At 61.8% G+C, this 17,734-nt stretch carries 16 protein-coding genes and 1 pseudogene; 10 read left to right on the top strand and 7 right to left on the bottom strand.

Annotated elements, in window-relative coordinates:
- Positions 1-11: 11 nt before the first annotated feature.
- From IB249_RS23080 to IB249_RS23060, 5 genes and pseudogenes are all read right to left on the bottom strand, one after another.
- Positions 12-611 carry an NAD(P)-dependent oxidoreductase gene (locus IB249_RS23080; protein WP_192308051.1) on the bottom strand — a complete coding sequence of 200 codons (600 nt, stop codon included), beginning with the start codon at positions 609-611 and terminating at the stop codon, positions 12-14.
- A gap of 85 nt (positions 612-696) precedes the next feature.
- On the bottom strand, positions 697-1,128 hold the full coding sequence (locus tag IB249_RS23075) for a hypothetical protein (protein ID WP_192308050.1): 432 nt from the start codon (positions 1,126-1,128) through the stop codon (positions 697-699).
- A 508-nt stretch (positions 1,129-1,636) separates the two neighbouring features.
- Positions 1,637-1,849 (bottom strand): annotated as a pseudogene (locus IB249_RS30020) (hypothetical protein); the annotation flags it as partial.
- 815 nt (positions 1,850-2,664) lie between these two features.
- Positions 2,665-3,153, bottom strand: a complete 489-nt coding sequence (locus IB249_RS23065; protein WP_192308049.1) for a copper chaperone PCu(A)C — start codon at positions 3,151-3,153, stop codon at positions 2,665-2,667.
- The gene (locus IB249_RS23060; RefSeq protein WP_192308048.1) at positions 3,153-3,758 is read right to left on the bottom strand and encodes an SCO family protein; all 606 of its coding nucleotides are present in this window, start codon (positions 3,756-3,758) and stop codon (positions 3,153-3,155) included. Before IB249_RS23060 ends, IB249_RS23065 begins: the two co-directional genes overlap by 1 nt.
- Positions 3,759-4,253: 495 nt before the next feature.
- On the opposite strand from IB249_RS23060, the gene IB249_RS29940 reads away from it, so the two are divergent.
- Complete coding sequence (locus tag IB249_RS29940; protein ID WP_192308047.1) at positions 4,254-5,282, top strand: methyl-accepting chemotaxis protein; 1,029 nt, start codon at positions 4,254-4,256, stop codon at positions 5,280-5,282.
- Between the two features lie 148 nt (positions 5,283-5,430).
- Here IB249_RS29940 and IB249_RS23050 read toward each other — a convergent pair whose 3' ends face one another.
- Positions 5,431-6,174: an SDR family NAD(P)-dependent oxidoreductase gene (locus IB249_RS23050; protein WP_192308046.1), complete on the bottom strand. Its 744-nt coding sequence runs from the start codon at positions 6,172-6,174 to the stop codon at positions 5,431-5,433.
- Positions 6,175-6,455: 281 nt separating this feature from the next.
- Between IB249_RS23050 and IB249_RS23045 the strand changes: the two genes are divergently transcribed.
- From IB249_RS23045 to IB249_RS23020, 6 genes are all read left to right on the top strand, one after another.
- Positions 6,456-7,151, top strand: a complete 696-nt coding sequence (locus IB249_RS23045) for a tRNA (adenine(22)-N(1))-methyltransferase (protein WP_192308045.1) — start codon at positions 6,456-6,458, stop codon at positions 7,149-7,151.
- 187 nt (positions 7,152-7,338) lie between these two features.
- Positions 7,339-9,390, top strand: a complete 2,052-nt coding sequence (locus IB249_RS23040; protein ID WP_192308044.1) for a pyridoxamine 5'-phosphate oxidase family protein — start codon at positions 7,339-7,341, stop codon at positions 9,388-9,390.
- Positions 9,391-9,656: 266 nt separating this feature from the next.
- On the top strand, positions 9,657-10,286 hold the full coding sequence (locus tag IB249_RS23035; protein ID WP_192308043.1) for a glutathione S-transferase family protein: 630 nt from the start codon (positions 9,657-9,659) through the stop codon (positions 10,284-10,286).
- A gap of 169 nt (positions 10,287-10,455) precedes the next feature.
- Positions 10,456-11,376 carry a LysR substrate-binding domain-containing protein gene (locus tag IB249_RS23030; protein WP_192308042.1) on the top strand — a complete coding sequence of 307 codons (921 nt, stop codon included), beginning with the start codon at positions 10,456-10,458 and terminating at the stop codon, positions 11,374-11,376.
- Positions 11,376-12,284: a LysR family transcriptional regulator gene (locus IB249_RS23025; protein ID WP_192308041.1), complete on the top strand. Its 909-nt coding sequence runs from the start codon at positions 11,376-11,378 to the stop codon at positions 12,282-12,284. The genes IB249_RS23030 and IB249_RS23025 overlap by 1 nt, the downstream gene beginning before the upstream one ends.
- 136 nt (positions 12,285-12,420) lie before the next feature.
- On the top strand, positions 12,421-12,981 hold the full coding sequence (locus IB249_RS23020; RefSeq protein WP_192308040.1) for a cupin domain-containing protein: 561 nt from the start codon (positions 12,421-12,423) through the stop codon (positions 12,979-12,981).
- Here IB249_RS23020 and IB249_RS23015 read toward each other — a convergent pair.
- Complete coding sequence (locus IB249_RS23015; protein WP_192308039.1) at positions 12,965-14,866, bottom strand: sigma 54-interacting transcriptional regulator; 1,902 nt, start codon at positions 14,864-14,866, stop codon at positions 12,965-12,967. The two genes, IB249_RS23020 and IB249_RS23015, sit on opposite strands and share 17 nt — an antisense overlap.
- A 241-nt stretch (positions 14,867-15,107) precedes the next feature.
- On the opposite strand from IB249_RS23015, the gene IB249_RS23010 reads away from it, so the two are divergent.
- From IB249_RS23010 to IB249_RS23000, 3 genes are all read left to right on the top strand, one after another.
- Positions 15,108-15,590 carry an MSMEG_0572/Sll0783 family nitrogen starvation response protein gene (locus IB249_RS23010; RefSeq protein ID WP_192308038.1) on the top strand — a complete coding sequence of 161 codons (483 nt, stop codon included), beginning with the start codon at positions 15,108-15,110 and terminating at the stop codon, positions 15,588-15,590.
- Between the two features lie 84 nt (positions 15,591-15,674).
- Positions 15,675-16,652: a Nit6803 family nitrilase gene (locus IB249_RS23005; protein WP_192308037.1), complete on the top strand. Its 978-nt coding sequence runs from the start codon at positions 15,675-15,677 to the stop codon at positions 16,650-16,652.
- On the top strand, positions 16,639-17,721 hold the full coding sequence (locus IB249_RS23000) for an MSMEG_0568 family radical SAM protein (RefSeq protein WP_192308036.1): 1,083 nt from the start codon (positions 16,639-16,641) through the stop codon (positions 17,719-17,721). The genes IB249_RS23005 and IB249_RS23000 overlap by 14 nt, the downstream gene beginning before the upstream one ends.
- The last annotated feature ends 13 nt before the right edge of the window (positions 17,722-17,734 follow it).

Below are 17,734 nucleotides of genomic sequence, written 5' to 3'. Positions count from 1 at the left end.
GGCACGTCGATTCAACGTTCGCCGTCGCGCAACCTCGCCAGAGCGACGAGATCCATGCCTGCCTGGCCAGGCGCCATCGCGTCTTGCAGGTGGTTGGTGGCCAGCTTCATGGCGTTGGCGCTCGAGGCTTTTTTGCCCATGCGCCAGGTGTTGCGTGCAATCAGGTCGAGCAGCGACTGGACACGATCGATGGCGGTTTCCGGCCCGGCGACCAGTATGTTGAGCTGGCCCGCCATCGCGACGTCCGGCCCCCCCAACACCGGCGCGGCGATGTAATCGATGCCTTGCGCTGCATGCAAGGCCGCCAGTTCGTCGGCGAAGGTGACGGCGATGGTGGACAGGTTGACGTGAATCAGCGGACCGTTGAGCCGTGCCAGCAACCCGGAGTCGAGCAGCACTGCACGCAGGGCCTTATCGTCGGCGAGCATGCTGAACACCACATCGGTGTCGAATACCTGTGCCGCCGTCGCGGCAGCCTTCGCGCCAAGCCCAAGTATTTTTTGTGTCGGGTGCGGGGAGCGATTCCACACCCATAGGTCGTGGCCGCTTTTCAACAGGTTGGTTGCAATCGCCTGCCCCATGTTGCCCAAACCGAGAAAACCGATTTTCATGAGCTGTGTTCCCTTGTCTGCGCGCTAAAGCGCTAAAACAAAGCCCGGAATCTCCGGGCTTGAGGTGTCGCGGGTCAGGCCGCCATTAATAGCGCTGATATTTCGAACCGAATTCCGCCCGGTTTTCCGCGACAATCACTCCCTTTTGCACGGCATTGCCCGGGGCGGCCTGTGCGACCCGTTCACGCAGCTCTTGCAGACGATCCGCACCTCCTTCGGCCACGCGGCGTTCGATCAGGCGATCGGAACCGCCTTCAGCCACACGCTCACGCAGTTCCTGCAGACGATCCGCACCTCCTTCGGCCACACGGCGTTCGATCAGGCGATCGGAGCCGCCTTCAGCCACACGCTCACGCAGTTCCTGCAGACGGTCCGCACCACCTTCTACCAGAAGTGGTTGGGCCAGGCTGTGTGAGGCGAAGCTTGCGGTGTTGGCCGAGGCCAGGTTCGACAGGCTCAGGCCGCCGACCAGTGCCAGGCCGAGAACGAGGGAGGAAACTTTCGAGAAATTGATCATGGTGATGCTCCGTGCGTTTGGTTTGAGTGAGTCGGTAGCTGTTGCTATCCGGTGAACACAGTTAAACGCTCGGGTGTATCGCCGATATGTGCTTGAACACTTTGAAATCGAGGTCTGCGTATCTGTTCAGGGTTCATATACAAACAGATACAAAAACTCGGGAAACCGCCGTCGCCGGGACGGCGGTTTCGGGCCGAAAAGACGCGTGGAGCGCGTCCGTTTACTGGGCGTCGTTGAACTGGTCGGTGTAGCTGCCTTCGTCCATGAGCGCGGAGGCGACCCGATCCGAACCTATGCCGTTGCGGGAGTACGCGAGACGAGCCGCGCCGACGTGATCGGCACCGTCAGCGGCGAGTCTGTTGGCCCCGACCTTGTCGGCGCCGTCAGCGGCGAGTCTGTTGGCCCCCACTTTGTCTGCACCGTCAGCGGCGAGTCTGTTGGCACCCACTTTGTCTGCGCCGTCAGCGGCGAGTCTGTTGGCACCCACTTTGTCTGCACCGTCAGCGGCGAGTCTGTTGGCACCCACTTTGTCTGCGCCGTCAGCGGCGAGTCTGTTGGCGCCGACTTTGTCTGCACCGTCAGCGGCGAGTCTGTTGGCACCCACTTTGTCTGCACCATCCGCCGCGAGCCTGTTGGCGCCGACTTTGTCTGCACCGTCAGCGGCGAGTCTGTTGGCGCCGACTTTGTCTGCACCGTCCGCCGCGAGTCTGTTGGCGCCGACCTTGTCCGCGCCGTCCGCCGCGAGCTTGTTGGCGCCGACCTTGTCCGCGCCGTCCGCCGCGAGCTTGTTGGCCCCGACCTTGTCAGCGCCGTCCGCCGCGAGCTTGTTGGCCCCGACCTTGTCAGCGCCGTCCGCCGCGAGCTTGTTGGCCCCGACCTTGTCCGCGCCGTCAGCTGCAAGTTTATTGGCCCCGACCTTGTCCGCACCGTCCGCCGCGAGCTTGTTGGCGCCGACCTTGTCAGCGCCGTCCGCCGCGAGCTTGTTGGCGCCGACTTTGTCTGCACCGTCCGCCGCAAGCTTGTTGGCGCCGACCTTGTCAGCGCCGTCCGCCGCGAGCTTGTTGGCGCCGACCTTGTCCGCACCGTCCGCCGCGAGCTTGTTGGCGCCGACATTATCCGAGCCATCCGCCGCTACCGCCCCAGCACCCACATGATCCGCGCCGTCTGATGCCACTTCCGCAGCCCAACCCGGTATTGCCACCGTTGCCGAGACGACCAAAACAACGCCTGAAAGAAGTTTGTATTTCATGGTGTTCTCCACGACCCATCAGCCACAAAGCGATCGAGCATGTCCGAAAAAGACGCAGACTCTTGGCTGTTAACGTTGGCGATTGGCACGGGTGCCGAAGGGCACGCGTGTCGATGTGTTGCATGAAACCGGAAAGAAGACCTGATCAGTATAGATCGTCAGGGGAAAGGCGGGAGGGGATTGCGAACTGTTTGCAGTTCAGGGGCCGTTCGGGGTGTTCGCTGCAGGCTTATCGAGGCGGAGGAGAGGGGAGCGGTGGCTGGGCACCACTCCCTTCCAGCAACGGATCAATGCATCTTGCTGTGGTCCATCATGTTCAGCGCGCGTACGGGCGCCTCGATGTTGATCACTTCTTTTTTGCCGTCATCGTGCTCGACGGTCAGCACCATCGGCACCTTGTCGCCTTCCTTTACCTGGGCGACCAGGTCGATCAGCATCACGTGATAGCTGTCGGAGTTGAACGCGACCGCTTTGCCGGCGGGCAAGGGGACAAATTCCACGGCTTGCATGCTCATCACGTCGTTTTTCATGGTCGACTGATGGATCTGCACGGTTTTGGCCGCTGGCGATTGAGCGCTGATCAGCTTGCCGTCGCTGCTCGACGTGACGGTCATGAATGCGCCGGTGGATTGTTGTCCCGCGACGGTGGCGCGAACCCAGGCGTCTTCGACCTGGGTCTGGGCGCAAGCGTGAGCCGCCAGGCCGAGCATGGACAGGCCCAGCACCAGCTGTCCCACGCGCGCGTTGAAGCGGGTTTTCAGGGTGATCGAGTTCATCAGCAGACCTCCATGACGGTCAGTAAGTCTTCCGTACACTCTTGTGCCGAAAGTGAGTGAGACAACCCAAGGCGCAGCGTGCCTCGGGTGTCATAAACGTAGCTGGTCGCCGTGTGGGAAATGGTGTAGGTGGAGCCGCTCGGGACTTTTTCGTAGAACACGTCGAACTCTTTGGCCGTCGCTGCGGTTTCTTCCAGTGTCCCGTGAAGCGCGACAAAGGTGGGGTCAAAGGTCTTGACGTAGGCGTCCAGCATTGACGGGGTATCCCGTTCGGGGTCCAGGGTGATGAAGACGACTTGCAGCAGGTCACCGTCCTTGCCCATCAATTTCTTGATCTGAGCCGCGCGGGCGAGGGTGGTCGGGCACACCGCCGGGCATTGGGTGAAGCCGAAGAACACCATCGGCATCATGCCGCGGAAACTCGAAAGCGTCGTGAGGTTGCCTTGCGAGTCTTTCAACTTGAATGTGCGCCCCAGAATCTTGTCGCTCAGGTCCTTGCCGTACTTGTACGACAGGCGGACGCTGTTGTCGCAGCCTGTCAGCAGGCCCAGACCGAGTAAACCGATACCTGCAACCACCTTGCGGCGGGTCAACAAAACAGTCATTTCTACAGCCTTTCTGATCAGCCCGGTCCCGGGGCTCATAGCGGATGATTGACGCCGGCAGGGGCGCAATCCTTCGTGCGGGTCATACAGGTTCAATTCTATCGTTTTCCGGGGCCTTCCAAAGCTTGCGACAGGCTGCCACAGGCAAGGCAATCTCCCTGAGGGCGGGTGTTTCGGCGTGTTTGTGCGACGTACTGTCGCAGGTCTTTTTGGCGTGAAGCACTTTCGTACCAAAAACCTGGGTACATGGCCTCGCAAGCGCTTGCCTGAATCGAATCAGCTGAACTAGAGTCGGCACATTGATTTCACAGTGCCACCAGCGCGATGGGCACGGCATAAAAACAGAAATCTCGCAAAAACAGACCAGTGCACACTGGCTGAATAACTAGAAAATCATTGAGTCTGCCGTGCATCCCATTGCATGGGTACGGCTCATCCAAAGCTTCGACTTGATAAGGCTGCCGCCGACCAACACCTCTTTGAAGCACAAAGAAAATGATCGAACCAGAACGAATTGTCACGTTGTCGCGGGAAGTCGAAGCGTTGGCAAACCGTGGCATCAGCGATATCCAGATGATCACTCGCCAGACCCGCCTGCTTGCAATCAATGCCTTGATCGAGGCCGCCCACGCAGGCAAGGCCGGCCAGGGGTTTGCCGTGGTGGCTGAAGAGGTCAAGGTGATCTCCGAGCGTATTTCGAGGATCGCCGGCACCATGACCGAAGACCTCCAGGCATCCGTCAATGAGTTGACCGCACTGGGGGAGGGCATGTGCTTTGACGTGCGCGGACAGCGCTTGGCCGATCTGTCGCTGAACATGATCGAAATCATGGATCGCAACCTCTACGAGCGGACCTGCGATGTCCGCTGGTGGGCGACCGATGCCTCGCTGGTCGATGCCCTCAAGTCTGCCGACGAACAGGCCTGCGCCTACGCCTGTGAACGCCTGGGCATCATTCTCGACAGCTACACGGTCTATCTGGATATCTGGCTTGCGGACACCCGTGGCCGTGTCATTGCCACCGGCCGCTCCAGTGTTTATGGCAAGACCGTCGGCGCCAATGTCAGCGACGCGCCCTGGTTCCGGATGGCGCTGCAACACACCCGCAGCGACCAGTATCATGCCGGCAATGTCTGCGTCGAACCGTTGCTCAATAGTGCACAAACCTGCGCCTTCAGCGCGGCAGTGCGCAGCAATGCCCAAGGTCCGGTGATGGGTGTGATCGGCATTTTCTTCGACTGGGAGAACCAGGCCAGGTCCATCATCAACGGCGTGCGATTGACCGAGGAAGAACGTTCGCGCAGTTGCGTCATGATGGTCGATGCCAGCAATAACATCCTGGCCAGCTCCAATCCTCAGGCCTCGCTCGGGCAACGCATTGCCCTGACGACCAAAGCGGGCCAGGCCTCTGGCTACAGCGTACAACCCAATAACGCCCTGCAGGGCTACTCACTCACGCCTGGCTTTGAGACCTATCCCGGCATGGGCTGGTACGGGGTGATTGAGCAGCAATTGCCCGAATGACCTGACCGCCCCTCTGCAGACGCGAGCTTGTTCGCTCCTGCAGATCCAGCGCAGCCGCTCATGGGAGCGAGCCTGCTCACGAAAAAACGCCCGGGCAGCCAACGCTTTCGTCGGCGCCCATCGCGAGCGAGCCCGCTCCTGCGGGATGTCAGCGGACGGTGTAGCCTCTGTCGACGACCCAATCCTGGCCATACACACTTCTGGCGCCGTTGCTCAGCTGGAACAGGACAACGTCGGCCACCGCACCGGCTTCGAGGAACTCACCGCCGATAAGGCGCTTGTTCACCTGAGTGGCGACATTGGCCAGGTCCTGATGATTGAGCCCCAGAGTCGACCAGATCGGTGTAGCGGTCGGGCCCGGGGACACCATGTTGATGCGGATTCCCTGGGGCGCCAACTCGACGGCCAGTGTGCGGGCATGCGCCTGCAGGGCGGCCTTGGACGCAATGTAGGCGGCCAGGCCTGGGAAGGTCACCCCGGTCAGGAACGTGGTGATGAACACCACCGATGCCGGGTTGGCCAGGTTCCCGCGCAGGTGGGCCAAGGTATTCAGCGCGCCGGCACCGTTGACGGCCCACTGCCGATCGAAGGCTTGCAGGTCGAGGCAGTCGGCCAGCTCGGCGATGCCGGCATTCGGCACCAGATAATGCACCGGGCCCAGGCGCAAAGCGTGTTGTGCCAGTTGTTCCAGGTCTTGTGCCTTCGTGACATCGCCAGACACCCAGGTCAATTGCCCGGCAAAGTGTCGAGCCAGTTCTTCCAGCCCACCCATTTTCCGCGACATGGCCAGAACCCTGGCACCCTGTGCAAGAAGTCGGGCCGTGACGGCCAGACCGATACCGGAGCTGGCACCGGTGACAACCGCCAGACGTCCTTCGAAATCGTTACTCATCGCTATTTATCCTGAATGAACATGAGTTGGTGTTAAGTCCGAACCCGATTATTCAAGATGTGGGCCAGATGCCAGGGCCCCGTAAAACAAGGGTTTCAGCCCGGATGCAGTCTTTATGACAGCAGGGATGCGGGGTTATAAAGACCCTTTGCAGTCAATAAGACGCGCCCCGTTGGGCGATGCGCCTGATCGTTTGGATTTGAATTGCGCCGCGATGCCGGACAGAATCGCGGCCCTGCCTGGCCGAGGGAGCCAGTCGTTCGTCTTTAAGAGGGTGGTCGTTGAAGCAACAGACTTTATCCAGGCGCCTGGAGCGTGTGGCCGCACATGTGCCGGCGGGTGCACGCCTGGCCGATATCGGCTCGGATCACGGTTACCTGCCGGTGGCGCTGATGCGCCGTGGCGCCATCACGGCGGCGGTGGCCGGCGAAGTGGCCTTGACGCCGTTTCGTGCCGCCGAACGCACCGTGCGCGAGAGCGATCTGGAGCCGTGGATCAGCGTGCGCCTGGCCGATGGCCTGGCGGCGATCGAGCCGGCGGATGCCATCACCGTCATCACCCTCTGCGGCATGGGCGGTGAAACGATCCGCGACATCCTCGACAGCGGCAAGGCCTGCCTCAGTGGTGTGGAGCGTCTGATCCTGCAGCCCAATGGCGGGGAGCAACCCCTGCGCCAATGGCTGATGAGCCATGGCTACCGCATCCTGTTCGAGGAAGTGCTGCGGGAAAACCGCTTCGACTACGAAATCATCGTGGCCGAACGCGGCGAGCCGGTGCACTACACCGCCGAGCAACTGTACTTCGGCCCAGTACAGCTGCAGGTTCGCAGCCCGGCGTTCCTTGACAAGTGGCAACGCCTGTTGCGCGAGAAACAGCGGACGCTGGTGCAATTCCAGCGCGCGCGGCAAGTTGTGCCTGAGGAAAAAGTGCAGGAGATACGCCAGCAGACCCGGTGGATCAACGACCTGCTGGCTTGACCCTGTTTCACCTGCGGCTGACACCATTTCATTTCCTGAAATAGTGGATTGCAATTCATGCCCATTCCGCCGCAGACACTTCAAGGTGAAGATGAGCGCTCACCCAGTCCCCTCCGCCCAGGAGGGGGCACTCATCACCCTGGCCGCTGACGTGATGGTTGACGCTGCGGGCGCGAGGAGAGCCGCTATGGACGAAGTCTCGAAAGCACCATCCTCCCCCTGGCACGAGGGTGAGCTGACTTTGCAACGCACCGTGGGCGCCGTCGACATGATGGTGGGGGTCGGCGAGCGGCAACTGTCCCGTACCTGGATGCCGGATCAACACCGCGAGTTCTACCACCAGCTGCCTTTCGTGGTGCTGGGCGCCGTGGATCGGCAGGGCGATGTCTGGGCCACCCTTCGCACCGGCGAGCCCGGCTTCATGCGTTCCCCGACGCCGCAAATCCTGCACATCGATCTGCAGCCACAACCCAACGACCCGGCCGAGGCGGGGATGAAGGCCGGCGATGCCATTGGCATGCTCGGTATCGAGTTGCACACCCGCCGGCGCAACCGCATGAATGGCAACGTACTACGCGAGCGGAGTGAAGGCATCGAAATCGAGGTTACCCAGGCCTACGGCAATTGCCCGCGCTACATCAACCTGCGTCAGTATGGTTTCGTCGACGACGTCGCCGACACCTTGCTTGAACTGACCCTGGCGGATTCGCAGGTACAGCGCATGATCACCGGCGCCGATTCGTTTTATGTCGCCACCTACGTCGAGCGCGATGGCCACAATCAGGTCGATGCCTCCCATCGCGGCGGCAAGCCCGGTTTTGTGCGGATGGACGCGGACGGCACACTGACCATCCCGGATTTCTCCGGCAACCTGTTTTTCAACACCTTGGGCAACATCCTGCTCAACCCCCGCGCCGGGCTGCTGTTCATCGATTTCCAGAGCGGTGACCTGCTGCAAATGAGCGGTAGCGCCGAGGTGCTGCTGGACGATCCCGAGATTGCCGCGTTCCAGGGCGCCGAACGCCTGTGGCGTTTCAAGCCGCAACGCATTGTTTACCGCCAGGCGGCAATCCCGCTGCGTTGGGTGGACGAGGACGAAGGCGAGTCGCCCAATTCGTTGATGACCGGCAGCTGGGAGCAGGCGGCCGAGCGCTTGCGCGCTGAATCCCTGCGCAACCACTGGCGGCCCCTGCGGGTGGCGCGCGTCGTCGATGAAAGCCGCAGCATTCGCTCGTTCTACCTGGAACCCGATGACGGGCTTGGCCTGCCAGGGTTCGAGCCGGGGCAACACTTGCCGATACGGCTCTCGCTGGACGGGCAGCCGGCGCCGTCCATTCGTACCTACAGCGTTTCCAGCGCCTCCTCGGATGAATTCCTGCGCATCAGCGTCAAGCGCGATGGCCTGATCTCTTCGCACCTGCATGATCGCATCCAGGTCGGCGACTGGATCGAGGCGAGGGCGCCCCAGGGGCATTTCACCGTCCAGGCTGCCGAACGCCGGCCCCTGGTGCTGCTGGCGGCGGGCGTGGGGATCACGCCGCTGTTGTCGATGCTGCGTGAAGTGGTTTACCAGGGCAAACGCATCAGCCGCATGCGCCCGACATGGCTGGTGCAAAGCAGCCGCTCGGTGGCCGACCTGGCGTTCCGTGCTGAAATCGATGAGCTGGTGGCGCGGGCGGGGGGCCAGGTCCAGGTCCTGCGCGTGGTCAGCCAACCGCCCACTTCCGGTGCCGAGGACAGTTATGACGTGGCGGGCCGGATCGATATCGACCTGCTCAAGGCCCTGCTGCCGCTCGATGACTATGACTTCTACCTGTGCGGCCCGGGCAGTTTCACCCAGGCGCTGTACGACGGCCTGCGCAGGTTGCGCATCCCCGACGATCGCATTCATGCGGAAACCTTCGGCCCGTCCACGCTGGTTCGTGACGCCGAAGTCAGTGTCCCCGCAACGCCGCAGGTGCCCATGGCCACCGAGGCGGTGAAAGTGCTGTTCGCCACCTCGGGCAAGGAAGCCCGCTGGGAACCCGGCGCCGGGACCCTGCTGGAACTGGCGGAGGCACGCGGCCTGAGTCCGGAGTTCAGCTGTCGCGGCGGCTCTTGCGGCACCTGCAAGACGAAGTTGAGCAGCGGCCAGGTGCATTATCTGAATACGCCGGAGCAAGGGTTGGCGGCGGATGAAGTGTTGATCTGCTGCTCGGTGCCGGCAGAGGGTAGCGAAACGCTGATCCTGGATATTTGAAGCGCATCCATTGGCTGCCCTGTGGGAGCGAGCCTGCTCGCGATGGCGTGATTTCAGTCACCTGTGTATCGACTGATCTACCACCATCGCGAGCAGGCTCGCTCCCACGCTGTTTGGTGTCATTTCAAAATCTGCCCACTCACCATTCCAGAAAATGAAATGCTGGATTGTAAATGCTGGTGATTCCGCTGTTTGTTAAGGGAGCGGAGGATAGCCCCATCGTCACGACCGTGCCGAGCCATCAGAAAGCCAACAAGGAGTCCGTCATGTCCCAGAAAGCGATCATGCTGTACCGTCATCCATTGTCCGGCCACTCTCACCGTGTCGAATTGATGCTGTCCCTGCTTGGGTTGCCCACCGAACTGATCGACGTGGACCTGATGAAGGGTGCGCACAAAACCCCTGAATTCCTGGCGCTCAACCGCTTTGGTCAGGTGCCGGTCATTGATGACGATGGCGTCGTGCTGGCGGATTCGAACGCCATCCTGATCTACCTCGCCGAAAAATATGACAACGACCAGTGGTTGCCCAGCGATCCGCTCGCCAGGGCCAAGGTCCAGCGCTGGCTTTCCGTGGCCGCCGGCCAGATCAACTCGGGGCCAGCCGCCGCGCGCTTGATCACCGTGTTTGGTGCCGGTTACAACGCCGAAGACGTGATTGGCCGCTCTCACGGCTTGCTCAAAGTGATGGAAGAGGAGCTGGGCCAAAGCCAATTCCTGGCCGGTGACCAACCGACCATTGCCGATGTGGCCGCTTACACCTACGTGGCCCACGCGCCGGAGGGCAATGTCTCGTTGAGCGATTACCCGAATGTCCGTGCCTGGCTGGCACGTGTCGAAGCGTTGCCACGTTTTGTCGGCATGCAGCGCACGGCGGTGGGCTTGCAACACGCCTGAGTCTGGTCGCGGGGCTGGTCGCAAGGTTTTCCGGCCAGCCCCATCCCCGTTCAAGTCGCTACCCCAGCGCACTTCTTTCATCCCCAAGCGTGCGAAAGTCGCCATCGACGACAATACTGGCAGATTGCTCAGTACGCGCCGCAGAACCTCAATCACAATCGGGTTGCCCATGGATCGCTTCCAGGAAATGCAGATTTTTATGGCCGTTGCAGAGGAAGAGGGGTTTGCTGCCGCTGCACGTTCGCTGAGGATTTCGCCACCGAGCGTGACCCGCGCCATTGCCGCAATGGAAGAACGGATCGGCACTCAGTTGTTGTCTCGAACCACTCGCAGCCTGCACCTGACCGAAGCCGGGCAACGTTACCTGGAAGACTGCCGGCGCATCCTGGGCGAACTCGACGAAGCCGAAGAGGCCGCCGCCGGCAGCTACTCGGTGCCTTGCGGGCTGCTGACCGTGACGGCATCGGTATTGTTCGGCGAGTTGTACATTGCCCCGCTGATGGCCGATTACCTGGACCAGTACCCCTCGGTGCACCTTAACGCGATGTTCGTCGATCGCGTGGTCAGCATGGCCGATGAAGGCATCGACGTGGCGATCCGCATCGGTCATTTGCGAGAGAACAATCTGAATGCGATCAAGGTCGGTGAGGTGCGCCAGGTGATCTGCGCCGCTCCCGCCTATTTCGAGCGCTATGGCCGCCCGAAGCACCCTGAAGACTTGAGTTCGGCCAACATCGTGATGTCTTCTGCCAGCCATTTGCTCAGCGATTGGGTGTTCATGAAGGATTCCAACCCCCTGAGTTTTCGTTTCAACCCGCGCCTGGTCGTCACCGCCAATCAGGCCGCGATCAATATTGCCAGCCGCGGCTGGGGCCTGACACGGGTGCTGTCCTACCAGGTGGCCAGCCGTGTCGGCGCCGGTGAACTGGAACTGGTCCTCGAAGACTTCGAACCGCCAGCGTTGCCGATTCATGTGGTGTATCAGAAGAGCAACCGGGTGGCCGCGAAAGTTCGGACCTTCGTCGACTTCCTCGTTGAACGGCTGGAGCGTGATGAAGCCCTGATCCCCAGTGCACAAGGCCCAACCTGATGGATCGCTACCATGAGATGCTGATGTTCACTGCGCTGTCCGAACGCCCCAGCCTCGCGTCGGCGGCACGGCGTCTCAACGTGTCCGGGCCGACGGTCATGCGCGCGGTCGCCCGGCTGGAGGCGCGACTGGGCGTCACGTTACTGCTGCGAAGCACCCGAGGCATCACCCTCACCGAAGCCGGGGCGGCGTTCATGGCCGATGCTTCACGCATCCTCAAGGCGGTCGACGAGGCCGAGGCGTCTGCCAAAGGCCTGCATGTCCAGGCCCAGGGCAACCTGACGGTGTTGTTGCCCTTGCTGTTCAGCCGTTACGTGATGACGCCGGTGCTGACCGGCTACATGGATCTGTACCCCGAGGTCGGTATTTTCGCGCGCTACCACGACCGCTCCGCCAACCTGTACGAGGAAGGGGTGGACGTGGCGGTGCTGGTGGGGAACCTGCCCAATTCATCGTTGATTGCCCGGCCCGTGGGGCATGTCCAGTCGATTGTCTGTGCCAGCCCCGATTACTTTGCGCTGCATGGTGAGCCCGACGTTCCCGAAGACCTTTGCAACCATCGGTTGATCGCCACGCAGCCCAACCAGAACAGCGTGCAATGGCCGTTTCAGAATCAGGGCGAACCTTTCATCGTCAAGGCACGCACGCGCCTGAGTTGCGCCACGTTACAAACAGCCATCGATGCGGCGGCCAATGGCGCCGGGGTCACCCGTTGCCTGAGCTATCCGTTGTACGACTATTTGAAGGCAGGCCGATTACGCAGGGTGCTGCACGCCTATGACCCGCCGTCGATGCCGGTGCACGTGGTCTACCGGGAAAGACGCAACGCCTCGATGCGTGTGCGCAGTTTCGTCAACTATGTCGTCGATCGGTTACGCGAGCATCCGGCGATGCGGCTCGACGGGTAATCCAACACGCTTCAATGGCGGACACAGACGGCGCAGATCTGCGGGTTCTGCACCAGTGGTCTGAAGCGGCGGTTATCGACATCGAGCGCGCTGGCCGAGCCGGGCGACGCTGGATCATTCGAGGGCATTGACCGACATGGAACAATCAGAAAGGCTGCTGCTGGTGCCCGGTGGCTATCCGCTCTGGATCGACGTGCCTCAGGCCAGCATCGGCGGGGTCGCGACAGCCATGCGCTTTGAACTGCCTTTGCACGGGCATAACCTGCCGTTGATGCATCGACGAGAGAGCAAGTGGGTGGTGGCGCTCAAGGGCGAGCTGGAGGTGCGCACGGGTCGCCAGCGGCAGGTCCTGCTCAGGGAGGGCGAGGCGGTGAAACTGCAGGCGGGCACTGCGCACCGAATTCACCAGCACGGTGCGCACCCGAGCACGGTGGGCATCGTGCTGTGGCCCGGCGCCGTGGAGCAGGCGTTCCGTGAGCTGGCTGCGCTGGCGGCCTCTCCCGGTTTTGCACGGGAGGCCATGGTCGACATCCTCGACCGCTACGCCGTGGTGTGGACGAACCGTGCGCACGAGGCGGGCTTGCAACACTTTGACGTTCGTACCCTGGGGGAATGCCTGGAGACGCTGGCGCCGCAGATCGCGCAGCCCTTGATGTTGAAATGGACGACGCCGGCGCTGCTCAATCCGACAGCTTGATCTCCAGCCGCTTGAACCTCGACGCCAGGGTCGTGGGTTTTAGCCCCAGCAGCTCAGCCGCACCGCCCTTGCCGAACAGCTTGCCATCCGCTGCTTTCAACGCAGCCTGCATGTTGTTGCGTTCGAGGTCGCGAATCTGCGCATCCGTCATGATCGTGGGCGAGGGTGGCTGCGCAACGGGCGAACCGGTTTTCGGTTCATCGGGCAGGTCCAGGTTCAGGTCCGCGCCGATCGAGGTGATCAGCGCGCGCTCGATGACATTTTGCAATTCGCGGATATTGCCCGGCCACGAGTAGCGTTGCAGGCGTTCGATGTCGCTGTTGCGCAAGCGTCTTCCCGGCATGTTCAAGCGTTTTCCTGTCTGCTTGAGGAAGTGCGCCGCCAGGGCGCCGATGTCCATCAGGCGCTCACGCAGCGCCGGCGACTGGATGGGAAAAACGTTGAGGCGAAAATACAGGTCTTCGCGAAAATGCCGGGCGGCGACCTCTTCGCGCAGATCGCGATTGGTCGCGGCAATGATCCTCACGTCGACTTTGCGCGTGCGCTCTTCGCCAACGCGCTCGAACTGCCCCTCCTGCAACACCCTCAACAGTTTGCTCTGCAGTTCCAGGGGGATCTCGCCGATCTCATCGAGAAACAGCGTGCCGCCGTCTGCCAGTTCGAAGCGCCCGACCCGGTCGCGTACCGCGCCGGTAAAGGCGCCCCGGATGTGGCCGAAGAACTCGCTTTCGAACAGCTCGGCCGGGATCGCCGCGCAGTTGACCCGGATCAGCGGGTGGGCGTTGCGTCGACTGGCCTGATGAATCGCCCGGGCGATCAATTCCTTGCCGGTGCCGGACTCGCCGTTGATCAGCACGCTGGCATCCGTAGGGGCGACCACATCGATCTGGCGGATGATCTTCTTGATCGGTTCGCTGTGGCCCACGATTTCGCGGAAGTTGTGCTCGATGTGGATCTCTTCCTGCAGATAGGCGTTCTGTTCCTCAAGGCGCTGCTTGAGCACCTGGAGTTCTTCCAGGGCGCTTTGCAGCTGGTTCTCCGTACTGCGCCGCTCGGTGATGTCACGGAAGACCACCACGGCACCGACGATGCGGCCATCGGAAATCACCGGCGTACTGGTGAACTCCACCGGGAACGATGTGCCGTCACGGCGCCAGAAGATTTCCTGACGCCCCTCGTGGATGACGCCGTCGCGCACGGCTTTGTAGATCGGACACTCTTCAACCGGGTAAGGGCTGCCATCGGTGTGGGTGTGGTGATGAATGCGGTGGATGTTCTTGCCGATCATGTCCTGTGGTTCCCAGCCGAGCATGCGCGCGCAGGCGGGGTTGACGAAGGTGGCCAGGCCTTCGCTGTTGATGCTGTAGATGCCATCGCCCACGGAACTGAGCAACAGCTGATTGTCGCGCTCGTTTTCCTGGAACAGGTTGAGGATGTTGCGCCACTCGATCAGTCCGCCGCGCATGGTGCGTTCGGTTTCGGCCTGATCGCGCTGGTACTTCTCGCGACTGAGCTCACGCATCACCAGAATCAGCTGCTGCTCGCCCCTGATCTGCAAGGTGGTGGCGGATATCTCCAGCTCGATACGTTCGCCGCTCTTGCAGTTGCAACTCAACTCGTCGCTCCAGCCGCGCCCCTTGTCCATCACCGCCTGGGTGAAAACGATCAGGTCGGCCAATTGATGACCGAACAGCTTGCTGACCGGCAGTTCGAGCAATTCCTGGCGGGGATAACCGAGCAGCTTGCAGGCGGCGACGTTAAGGTCGCCCAGGCGGTCGGCGAATGGATTGAGCAGCGCAATGGCTTCGGCGCAATGCTCGAACACCATGTGCCGCGACGAGTAGGCCAAGTCGGCCCAGCCGCTGAGAGAGTCTGCTTCATTCATGACTACGAAATCTCGTGCTGTGGCACTACGAATATTCGTATTTCTACGGGAATGCGTGACTACGCGAAAGCATCAGTTGCCTGTCGAAAAACCGGATCAGAAGGGTATTTCTTTAAGTTTCAACAAGTTGCCTGCAAGTAAAAAACTGTTTTATTTCCTGGCACGGCGTTCGCTCTATCTCCTGCAACACGGCGGCCAGACAGGCTGGCGTTCCACTACCCAGAAACCGGAGAGCGACACTATGCCAAGCGTGGATATCCCCCATTACAAAGACGGCGACTTCCTGGTCAATTACGAAGAGAAAGTCTTCGAGGACGTCAAAGCCGAACCGGGCGAGAAAGTCCTGATCACCTTCCACACCATCGCGTTCGAAGGCTCCATCGGCCTGGTCAACATGCTTCAGGCCAAGCGCCTGCTGCGCAAGGGCTTTGAAACCAAAGTGCTGCTGTACGGGCCAGGCGTGCAACTGGGCGTGCAACGTGGTTTTCCGACCCTGGGCGCGGAAGCCTTCCCCGGACACCTGGCGGTCAACAAGCAACTGGTGCAGTTCATGGAGGAGGGCGGTGAGGTCTACGCCTGCCGTTTCGCCCTGCAAGCGCTGTACGGTCAGACCGAAAAAGCCCTGATCGAAGGCATCCGTCCGATCAACCCGCTGGACGTGATGGACCTGCGCCTGCTGATGCGCCGTGAAGGCGCAATGATCATCGACACCTGGACGGCCTGACGGCACAGCTTCTGTGGGAGGGGACAAGTCCGCTCCCACAGGACCGCGTCAATCTTTCGAACACTTCTGACTTCAGGACCCATCATGGCCATCATTCGCGCAGCCGCCGTACAGATCAGCCCGGTGCTTTACAGCCGCGAAGGCACCGTGGACAAGGTCTGCCAGCAGATCATCGCCCTGGGCCGGCAAGGCGTGCAGTTTGCCGTGTTCCCGGAAACGGTGGTGCCTTACTACCCCTACTTTTCCTTCGTGCAGCCAGCGTTTGCCATGGGCGCGCAGCATCTCAAGCTGCTCGATCAATCCGTCAGCGTGCCATCGGCCGCGACCCTGGCCATCGGCGAGGCCTGCAAACAGGCGGGGATGGTCGTGTCGATCGGCGTCAATGAGCGCGACGGCGGCACGATCTACAACGCCCAATTGCTCTTCGATGCCGACGGCAGCCTGATCCAGCATCGACGCAAGATCACCCCGACGTACCACGAACGCATGGTCTGGGGGCAAGGCGACGGCTCCGGCCTGCGGGCCATCGACAGCAGCGTCGGCCGGATCGGCTCGCTGGCGTGCTGGGAACACTACAACCCGTTGGCCCGCTACGCCCTGATGGCTGACGGTGAACAAATCCATGCAGCCATGTTCCCCGGCTCGCTGGTGGGAGACATTTTTGCCGAGCAGATCGAAGTCACCATCCGACATCACGCGCTGGAGTCGGGTTGTTTCGTGGTCAACGCCACGGCCTGGCTGGATGCCGACCAGCAAGGGCAGATCATGCAGGACACCGGTTGCGGTCCCGGTCCGATCTCGGGCGGTTGCTTCACGGCCATTGTGTCGCCGGAGGGCAAACTGCTCGCCGAGCCACTGCGGTGCGGTGAAGGCGTGGTGATTGCCGACCTGGATCTGGCACTGATCGACAAACGCAAGCGGATGATGGATTCGGTCGGCCATTACAGCCGCCCCGAGTTGCTCAGCCTGTTGATCGACCGCATGCCCACCGCGCATGTCCATGAGCGCACCCCGCACCTGGCGGTGGTTGTCAGCGAGGAGTTCGATCATGCAGGCCAATGAACTGCTGGCGGAGCTGCAATGCCATGGCGTGCGCTGGCCCGCCGCGCACAACGGTCTGTCGCGCCAGGGCGGCGCGGGACCATCGGATCACAAGGCGCTGAGTCTGGGTGCGCGGACGATGATGGTGCCGATCCTCAACCAAGCGTCCCAGGACTCACCTTATCAAGCACAGCCGACTGACGATGGCCGCCAGGCGCTGATTTTTCGCGAAGGGCTGCAGGTCGGGCAGGTGCAGATGCCCGGTGTGCCGAAGTTTTACGGCTTGAGTACGGCGGACGGCATTCCCTACTGGAAAATCGCCACCCTGCACAGCAGCGACGTATTGGCCACCACCGTATTGCAACATTGCATCCGCTTCAACGATCGCGGCAGCTCCTGTCAGTTCTGTGCGATTGGCCAGTCGTTGGCGGCGGGCAAGACCATCGCGCGCAAACGTCCGCAGCAACTGGCACAAGTGGCAAAAGCCGCAGTGGAACTCGACGGGGTCAAGCACATGGTGATGACCACCGGCACGCCCCAAACCTCCGACCGTGGCGCGGCGATCCTGTGTGAGTCGGCCGCGGCAGTGACGGCAGCGGTCGATCTGCCGATTCAGGCGCAATGCGAGCCACCGGACGACGACCGCTGGTTCCGGCGCCTGGCCGACAGCGGCGTGGTGTCGCTGGGCATGCACCTCGAAGCGGTCACCGACGACGTTCGCCAGCGCATCATGCCCGGCAAGGCCCAGGTGCCGCTCAGTCGCTATTTCGAAGCCTTCAGCGCTGCGGTCGAGGTGTTCGGTCGTGGTCAGGTCAGCACCTACATCCTCGCAGGCCTGGGAGACAGCGAAGCGGCCATCAGCGAGATGAGCGAGCGTTTGTGTGCGCTGGGGGTGTACCCGTTCGTGGTGCCATTCGTGCCCATCGACGGAACGCCGCTGGCCCATCACCCTAAACCCGACAGCGCGATGATGGCCCGCCTGTATCCGCAGATCGGCGCGAGCCTGCGCCGCCACGGCCTGCACTCTGATCGGATCAACGCCGGTTGCGCCAAGTGCGGCGCGTGCTCGGCCCTGAAAAGCTACGAATAAGCCGGAGAACGTC

The sequence above is a fragment of the Pseudomonas sp. PDM04 genome (assembly GCF_014851765.1).
Taxonomy (GTDB): Bacteria; Pseudomonadota; Gammaproteobacteria; order Pseudomonadales; family Pseudomonadaceae; genus Aquipseudomonas.
This window is presented reverse-complemented; position numbering and strand designations above follow the sequence as displayed.